The sequence below is a fragment of the Palleronia sp. genome (genome assembly GCF_042089775.1).
Taxonomy (GTDB): Bacteria; Pseudomonadota; Alphaproteobacteria; order Rhodobacterales; family Rhodobacteraceae; genus Palleronia.
The window spans coordinates 31,434-39,001 of the sequence record NZ_JBELKF010000032.1; the positions used below are offsets into that span (position 1 = coordinate 31,434).

The window sequence follows — 7,568 nt, forward strand, 5'->3', positions numbered from 1 at the left end:
ACGGGTGCTGGTGCTGGCCTGCGGCGCCCTCGCGCGCGAAATCCTGGCGCTGACGCGGCTGAACGGATGGGGGCACATCGACCTCGCCTGCCTGCCGGCCATCCTGCACAACCGCCCCGAGCGCATCGCCCCCGCCCTGCGCGACGCGATCGAGCGTCACCGCCCCCACTACGACCGCATCCTCATCGGCTACGGCGATTGCGGCACCGGCGGCGCGGTCGATGCGCTTTGCGCCGAGTTCGGCCTCGAGCGCCTGCCCGGACCCCATTGTTACGCCTTCTTCAGCGGCACGGCGGCATTCGAGGCACGGGACGAGGTGACCTCGTTCTTCCTGACGGACTTCCTTGCCCGCCAATTCGATACCTTCGTCACTAAGCCCCTCGGACTCGACCGCCACCCCGAGCTCCGGGACGCCTATTTCGGCAACTACGAGACGCTCGTCTATCTGGCCCAAACCGACGACGCGGCCCTGACCACGCGTGCCGAACAGGCGGCACAGGCGCTTGGCCTCGCCTTCGAAAGGCGCTTCACCGGCTACGGCGACCTCGCCGCCGCCCTCGCCCGCGCCTAGCCCGCGGATGCGGCGGTCGAACGGATGCGTTCGATCATCGCCCGGACCCCGTTCGACCGCTGGGAGGACAGATGCTCTTCCAGCCCCAGCCGGCGAAGCTCGGCCTGCGCGTCCACACCCGTCACCTCCGAAACCCTCAGCCCGGAATACAGCGCGTGCAGGATGGCGATCAGCCCCTTCACGATGATGGCGTCGGAGTCGCCGCGGAAGTCGAAGCGCCCGTCTTCGATCCGGGGCATCAGCCAGACCTGGCTGGCGCAGCCCTCGACCTTGGTGGCCGGCACCTTCAGCGCGTCCTCAAGAGGCTCGAGCGTGCGGCCCATCTCGATGACGTGGCGATAGCGGTCCTCCCAGTCGTCGAGGAACTCGAAGGTCTCGGCGATCTCCTCGAAGGCGGGGGTGGCCATGTCAGTCCTCCGGTCTTGCGGTCGCCTCCGAGGTAGATCGCCCTACCGCCGGGCGCAAGCGACGGCGCAACTTTCCCTGTGGGCGGAACTGGGATAACGCTTGCGTGAGGGGACAGACGACGGACGGACGACATGACAAGACTGGTATGGCTTGCCCTAGCGGCGACACTGGTTGCCACCGGCTGCGGACGGGGCGGCGGGGGCACTGTCCCCGTGGCGATCGCCCCCACCCCCGCAGCCAAGATCCGCGCGGTCGACCTCGCATCCACCAGCACCGGAGCCCTGCTGACCGCGCGCGCCGTAGCGCCCACGCAAGGCTACTGGAACGCCGCGCTCGTCCCGCAAGAGTCCGACCTGCCCGGCCGTCTGGCCTTCACCTTCGCGGCCACCCCGCCGCCGGGACCCGCGCCGGTCCTGACCGAACGCTCGCGCGAGATTGCCGTTGCCACCTACCTCTCCCTGCGCGAGCTTGCCGGCGTCGACCAGATCACCGTTCAGGGTGCCGACAGCACGCACGCGGTCAACTTTTAGCGCGGCCCTCGTGCTGCGCCTCTTGGGGGGGCAGCATCGACACCAACCGCACGCCGGGGCTTGCCGCGACCTCTTCGGGACCGCCGATGAAGTGGATCTCTCCGGCCGTGTCGATAAACGCGAGCAGCCGCGCCTCGGGCCGCCGTGCGCGCCAGTCGCCCAGATCGTATTCCTCGGTCAGGGGCGTGACGCGGAATGTCCAGCCGCTCCACATCAGGCGGTTCAACTCGTTGTAGGTCGCGTTCTGCGCAAAGGTCCGGCCGCCCAAGGACGAGGGCAACGCATGGCGTGCGTTCGCCGCCTTCTCGCGCGCAAGCTGATAGACGTTCTCGCGCCCGAATTCCGGACCCAGATCGGTGGCGACCAGCGTGTTGTAGGCGTCGTTGTCCGTCGCTGCGACGATGATCTTGTAGCCATTCATGTCCACGCGCAGCTCGGCCCCCTCGGACAGGATGTCGCCGAAGAAGGTGTCGATCCCCAGCTCGCGCGCGCGCCGCAGGTGGCCGCGGTTCGGGTCGGTTATGAGGACGGGGATGCCGGCCTCCTTCAGGTGCTCGGCCAGCCCTGTGGTCCAGTAGGACCCGCCCACCAGGATGACGCCGGGCGTGCGCGATGCAGTGACCTTCAAAAGCCGCGCCACCGGCGCCAGCGTGAAGCCGTGCACCACCACCGAAGCCGCGACGAGGATGAAGGCCAGCGGACCGACCAACGCCCCGTCCCGCACCCCAAGCTCCACCAGCCGCTCGCCGAAAAGCCCCGCAACCGCGACCAGCACCACGCCGCGCGGGCCGGTGGTCGCAACAAGGACCTTCTCGCGCATCGGCAGGTCGGTGAACGCCAGCGCCAGGAACACGGTGACGGGCCGCACCACAGACAGCACCACCACCACGAAGAAGATCGACCGCCATGTCAGCTGCGACAGCGCCGAAAAGTCGAGAGACGCCGCAAGCAGGATGAACACGCCCGACACCAGCAGCACCGTCGCATGCTCCTTGAAGCGGCGCATCTCCTCATACGAGGCGAGGTTTGCGTTGGCGATCACGATGCCCATCACCGTCACCGCCAGCAGCCCGGACTCGTGCAGGATTGCATCGGCCACGGCAAAGACCGCCAGCACCGTCGCGAACAGCACCGGAACCTTCATGTACTCGGGCACCTTTGCCCGCCGAAACGCCCAGCTGAGCAGGTAGCCCGCCGCGATCCCAAGCGCGGTCGCCGCGACGATCCCGAAGCCCAGCGTCCAGAACGCGCTGCCCAGCTGCTCCGAGGTGCGCAGGACGATCACGACTTCCAGCGCCAGCACCGCGGCCAGTGCCCCCACCGGGTCGTTCAGGATCGCCTCCCATTGCAGCAGCGCCGCCGGGCGCCGCGCCAGCCGCGCGTTGCGCAGCAAGGGCGCGATCACGGTCGGCCCGGTGACGATCATGATGCCGCCGAACACCGCTGCGCTTTCCCAGCTCGTCCCTGCGCCCCAGCGCAGCGCCAGCGTGGACAAGAGCCACCCCAGCGGCGCGCCGATGAAGACCAGCCGCTTCACCCCCGATGCCGCGTCGCGCAGCGTCGAGAAGTTCAGCGTCAGCCCCCCTTCGAACAGGATGATCGCCACCGCGATCGAGATCATCGGCAGGTAGAACGGCCCGATGTCGCGCGCGGGTTCGAACAGGCCGAAGACCGGGCCCACCAGCAGCCCCGCCGCGAGCATCAGCACGATGGCCGGCATCCGCAACTGCCACGCGATCCATTGCGCGCCCACGCCCAGGGCGCCGACAAGCGCCACCGCCGCCACCGGGTCCATGGACCCCGCTGCCGTTTCGACTGCCATTCGTCTCTCCGAAAGATGGTCCCGGCGGGGGGCTGTCCCCGCTCATTCCCAATGAAAAGCACGGCGCTTGCGGCTGGTTCCCCGCCCTGCTAGCGCAAACCCGTGTTGCAGATGCGAAGGCCCGGCCATGACCCAAGATGCGCCCTGGTGGAAATCCGGCATCATCTACCAGATCTACCCGCGTTCGTTCCAGGATTCCACCGGTTCGGGGATGGGCGATCTGAACGGGATCACCAGCCGCCTGCCGCACGTGGCCGATCTGGGGGCGGATGCGATCTGGATCTCGCCAATCTACCCCTCGCCGATGAAGGACGGCGGATACGACATCTCGGACTATACCGGGATCGAGCCGCTCTTTGGCACGCTTGACGATTTCGACCGCCTGACGGACGAGGCGCACCGCCTCGGCCTGAAGGTCCTGCTGGATTTCGTGCCCGCCCATAGCTCGGACGAGCATCCCTGGTTCCAGGACAGCCGCAGCGCGCGCGACAGCGGCAAGCGCGACTGGTATATCTGGCACGACGCCGCACCCGACGGCGGTCCGCCCAACAACTGGATCAGCGAATTCGGCGGCCCCGCCTGGACCTGGGACGACACCACCGGCCAATACTACCTGCACATCTACGCCCGCGAGCAGCCCGCCCTCAACTGGCGCAACCCAGACGTCGCCGACGCGATGCTGAAGGCGATGGAGACGTGGTACGAACGCGGCGTCGACGGCTTCCGCGTCGACGCGGTCGAGCACCTGACCCCCGATGCCCGCCTGCGCGACAACCCGACAAACCCCGACTGGCACCCCAAGGACGGCCCCGCGCGGTCGCTCTTTCGCACCTTCACCTCGCACCAGGCCGACCTCTTCGCCCATGTCCGCGCCATGCGCAGCGTCGCCGAAAAGCACGGCAGAAAGCTGCTGGTCGGCGAGGCCTACGGCAACCTCGACGAGGTCATGCTCTATTACGGCGCCAACCTCGACGGCTTCCAGTTGCCCTTCAATTTCGAGCTCATCAACGCGCCGTGGCACCCGCGCGGCATCGCCGACTTCATCGACCGCTACGAGGCGGTGATCCCCCCCGGCGGCTGGCCGAACTGGGTGCTCGGGAACCACGACCGCGATCGGATCGCCACGCGCGTCGGCAACGGACAGTCCCGCGTCGCCAAGATGCTGCTGTTGACGCTGCGCGGCACGCCCACCATGTGGCAGGGCGACGAGATCGGCATGCTGAACGAGGCGGTGCCCGATCACATGCTCCAGGACCCTTGGGCCATCAATAACCCCGGCACCGGCATCGGCCGCGACCCGGTGCGCGTGCCCCTGCCCTGGGACGACACCCACGGCCGCGGCTTCACCACCGGTCAACCGTTCCTGCCGCTCTCCACGGTCCCATCGGTGGCCGAGCAGGACGGCGACCCCGCCTCGATGCTGAGCTTCGTGCGCGCCCTGATCGCCCTGCGCCGGGCCGAGCCCGCCCTGTCCTTCGGCAGCTATGAGCGGCTCCATGCCGACAACGGCGTCCTGGCCTACGCCCGCACGGCCGAGGGCAAGCGGCTGGCCGTCGCGCTGAACTTCACCGACGCGCCGCAGCCCCTGCCCGTCCGCGGCAAGGTCCTTCTGTCCACGATCCACGACCGTGACCTCGCCGCGGTGGACGAGCTTCGCCCGGACGAGGGTGTGATCCTTGAACCCTAGAAACGGCCGAACCGGCGCAGCGTGCGAAGCGCCCGTTTCGACCGCTTCGCGTTCGCCTGCGCCTGTTCGTGCTGCCGACGCTCTTCGGCAGTCATCTGGCGCGGGTCCTTCCGCGACCCGAACGCTCGGTCGATCCCGGCGCTGACGCCGCGATTGATGAGCTGGCGCATGAACATGCGCACCACCATGTTGATCATCTGTTCCTCACTCGTCCTCGAACATGTCGTCCTGCTCGTCCTCCGGCGCAGGCACATCGGGGGGCGGGCGCGAGTCAAGCAGACCCGCGGCCCGCAGGTCCTTCAGCCCCGGCAGGTCACGCGAGCTTTCCAGCCCGAAATGATCCAGGAACTCCTGCGTGACCACGAACGTCACCGGCCGCCCCGGAGTCTCGCGCCGCCGCCCGAACCGGATCCACTCCATCTCGAGCAGCTGGTCCAGCGTCCCGCGCGATACGGCCACGCCCCGGATCTCCTCGATCTCGGCGCGGGTGCAGGGCTGGTGATAGGCGACGATGGCCAGCGTTTCGACCGCGGCGCGGGACAGCTTGCGCGTCTCCACCGTCTCACGGCTCATCAGGAAGCCAAGGTCGGGCGCCGTGCGCATCGCCCAGGCCTCGCCCACGCGCACAAGCTGCACGCCCCGCCCCTCGTAGCGCGCCCGCAACGCCTCCAGCGCCGCCACCGCGTCGCAGCCGTGGGGCAACCGCGCGTTCAGCTCGGCCACCGACACGGGCGCCGTTGTGGCGAAAAGGATCGCCTCGACCATCCGCTCCTGCTCGTGCAGGGGCGGGGCGTCAAAGAGCTGCTGTTCCTCAGCCATCACGGCGGCGCACCTCGATAGGGGAAAAGGTCTCGCCCTGCCGGATCTCGAGCCGCCCGGCTTTCACCAGCTCCAGCGAGGCCGCAAAATGGCTGGCGGTGGCCGAACGTCGTTTCACCGGATCATCCCCCCAACCCTCGGGCATCCAGCTTACCAGGTCGATCCAGTCGCCGGCAAAGCCGATCAGGTCGCGCATCCGATCCAGCGCCTGCTCCATCGTCATCACCCGGTCGCGATCCATCACGAAGGGGCGGAATTCGTCCTTGGTCCGGACCCGCGCATAGGCCTGCATCAGGTCCATCAGCGTCGCCGTATGGCGCACATGGCGCACCCGCTCGATCGTCTCCGGAACGCCGCGCACGAAGAAGTCGCGCCCCTTCTGGTCGCGCGCCATCAGCTTCGCCGCCGCTTCGCGCATCGCTTCGAGCCGTTCCAGCTGGAATGCCAGATGCGCGGCCAGTTCCTCGCCCGACGGGCCTTCTTCGGTGGGATCGGGCGGCAGCAACAGCCGCGACTTCAGGAACGCGAGCCATGCTGCCATCACGAGGTAGTCGGCCGCAAGTTCGATCCGCAGCTCCTTCGCCCGCTCGACGAAGGCAAGGTATTGCCGCGCGAGGTCCAGCACGCTGATCTTGCGCAGGTCCACCTTCTGCGTGCGTGACAGGGTCAGCAACAGGTCGAGCGGCCCCTCGAATCCACCCACGTCGACGACGAGCGCCTCGGCCGCGACGCGCTCGGCTACATGGGCCGACAGGCTCTGGACCTCAGCCATGCAGGTTGCCGTCCAGTTCGCTCAACTCAAAGGCCAGCGCGTCGGGGTCGGCGAGTTCAGGCAGGTGCCGCCGCGCCAGCGCCGCCTCGGCCCGGCGCGCGGCGGCCTCGGCCAGGTCGCCCGCCTCGGCCACGCAGCCCGCCATCTCGGCCATGTCGCCGTTGCAATGCAGGACCACGTCGCAACCCGCGGCGATGGAAAGCGCCGTGCGCTCGGCCACCGTGCCGCCAAGCGCCTCCATCGAGATGTCGTCGGTCATCAGCAAGCCGTCAAAGCCGATCTCTTCGCGGATCAGCCAGATCAGCGCGGGGTCCTGCGTCGCCGGCCGGTCGCCGATCGCCGTGTATTCGATATGTGCAGTCATGCCCATCGGCAGGTCCTTCAGCGCGCGGAACGGGGCGAAATCCGCCTCCAGTTGCGCCTTGTCTGCCCGCACCACCGGTAGCGCGTAGTGGCTGTCTGCCTGTGCGCGTCCGTGACCCGGCATGTGCTTCATCACCGGCAGAACGCCGCCCGCCATCAGCCCCTCGGCAGTCGCGCGGGCGGCCTTCGTCACCGTCTCGGGATCGGTGCCGTAGCAGCGGTTGCGCAGGAAGTCATGCGTCTCGGGCCGCGCCACGTCGGCGGTCGGCGCGCAGTTCACGTCGATGCCGACGGCGTAAAGCTCGTGGGCCATCAGCCGCGCCCTCAGCCACATCGCCCTTATCGGGTCCGAGGCTTGCTCCATGTGCTGAAGCGGCGACAGCCACCGGCGCCAGTGCGGCGCGCGCAGGCGCTGGACCCGCCCGCCCTCCTGGTCGACGAGGATGGGCGCGTGCCAGCCCACGGCCGCGCGCAGACTATCTGTCAGCGCCAGCACCTGCTCCGGGTCGCGCACGTTGCGCCCGAACAGGATGAAGCCCCACGGATCGGCCTCTGCGAAAAAGGCGGCTTCGTCGGTCGTCAGCGTCTCGCCCGCG

Annotated in this window: 9 protein-coding genes; 3 read left to right on the top strand and 6 right to left on the bottom strand. The window is 68.6% G+C overall.

The genetic code is table 11. The annotated features are described in order from the left end of the window. The coding region (locus tag ACFDS3_RS09925; RefSeq protein WP_375262194.1) for a DUF1638 domain-containing protein at window positions 1-571 on the top strand (571 nt) is incomplete at its 5' end. On the opposite strand, the gene ACFDS3_RS09930 is transcribed toward ACFDS3_RS09925, so the two are convergent. Next, complete coding sequence (locus tag ACFDS3_RS09930) at window positions 568-978, bottom strand: SufE family protein (RefSeq protein WP_375262195.1); 411 nt, start codon at window positions 976-978, stop codon at window positions 568-570. The two genes, ACFDS3_RS09925 and ACFDS3_RS09930, sit on opposite strands and share 4 nt — an antisense overlap. Window positions 979-1,110: 132 nt before the next feature. Between ACFDS3_RS09930 and ACFDS3_RS09935 the strand changes: the two genes are divergently transcribed. Further along, window positions 1,111-1,509, top strand: coding sequence for a hypothetical protein (locus ACFDS3_RS09935; RefSeq protein WP_375262196.1), 399 nt, complete (start codon window positions 1,111-1,113; stop codon window positions 1,507-1,509). Here ACFDS3_RS09935 and ACFDS3_RS09940 read toward each other — a convergent pair. Beyond that, window positions 1,499-3,331, bottom strand: coding sequence for a cation:proton antiporter (locus ACFDS3_RS09940; RefSeq protein ID WP_375262197.1), 1,833 nt, complete (start codon window positions 3,329-3,331; stop codon window positions 1,499-1,501). The genes ACFDS3_RS09935 and ACFDS3_RS09940 overlap by 11 nt on opposite strands. A gap of 127 nt (window positions 3,332-3,458) precedes the next feature. Here ACFDS3_RS09940 and ACFDS3_RS09945 point away from each other — a divergent pair, with 127 nt between their 5' ends. After that, on the top strand, window positions 3,459-5,018 hold the full coding sequence (locus tag ACFDS3_RS09945; RefSeq protein ID WP_375262198.1) for an alpha-amylase family glycosyl hydrolase: 1,560 nt from the start codon (window positions 3,459-3,461) through the stop codon (window positions 5,016-5,018). Here the strand turns inward: ACFDS3_RS09945 and ACFDS3_RS09950 are convergent. The 4 genes from ACFDS3_RS09950 to ACFDS3_RS09965 form a co-directional block, all read right to left on the bottom strand. Next, entirely contained in the window at window positions 5,015-5,215 is a 201-nt protein-coding gene (locus ACFDS3_RS09950) for a hypothetical protein (RefSeq protein WP_375262199.1), read from the bottom strand. The genes ACFDS3_RS09945 and ACFDS3_RS09950 overlap by 4 nt on opposite strands. A gap of 7 nt (window positions 5,216-5,222) precedes the next feature. Continuing rightward, the gene (scpB, locus tag ACFDS3_RS09955) at window positions 5,223-5,837 is read right to left on the bottom strand and encodes an SMC-Scp complex subunit ScpB (RefSeq protein WP_375262200.1); all 615 of its coding nucleotides are present in this window, start codon (window positions 5,835-5,837) and stop codon (window positions 5,223-5,225) included. Next, window positions 5,830-6,609 carry a segregation and condensation protein A gene (locus ACFDS3_RS09960; protein WP_375262201.1) on the bottom strand — a complete coding sequence of 260 codons (780 nt, stop codon included), beginning with the start codon at window positions 6,607-6,609 and terminating at the stop codon, window positions 5,830-5,832. Before ACFDS3_RS09960 ends, scpB begins: the two co-directional genes overlap by 8 nt. Further along, a partial coding sequence (locus ACFDS3_RS09965; protein ID WP_375262202.1) for a glycoside hydrolase family 3 N-terminal domain-containing protein occupies window positions 6,602-7,568 on the bottom strand: 967 nt, incomplete at its 5' end. The genes ACFDS3_RS09960 and ACFDS3_RS09965, both read right to left, overlap by 8 nt.